We start from the raw sequence: 293 nt of genomic DNA, 5'->3' as shown, positions 1-293 counted from the left end.
GAAGACAAGATAGCTGGGCGGCTCAACGGAAACGACTTTCTTGAGCGCAAAGTCCAGACCGTATTTGCTGGCGGTCCGCTCAAAGGATTTGATGTTGCCATCCGTCACTTCGATGTTGGAGATGGCGGCATTCTGGCTCATCAGATGCTTGATGGACTGCTTGCCGCGATATGTTTTTGGCTGCTGCATCTGCTTCTGTGCCTTCTCAATCTCCTGCACGAACTTGTCCAGTGCCTTTTTCAGCACCTCGGCTGAGATTTTGCCGCCCTTGATCATAATTGCAACAATTTTGG

At 50.5% G+C, this 293-nt stretch carries 1 protein-coding gene; it reads right to left on the bottom strand.

Annotated features, from left to right (window positions below):
* Positions 1-293: PcfB family protein (locus tag P0G09_RS19800; protein WP_275253529.1), on the bottom strand; the 293-nt coding region annotated here is incomplete at both ends.

Source organism: Faecalibacterium sp. DFI.5.82 (assembly GCF_029076575.1).
In the GTDB taxonomy this organism is placed as follows: domain Bacteria; phylum Bacillota; class Clostridia; order Oscillospirales; family Ruminococcaceae; genus Faecalibacterium; species Faecalibacterium duncaniae.
The sequence above is the reverse complement of the archived record's forward strand: the minus strand, read 5'-3'. Positions and strand labels throughout refer to the sequence as shown.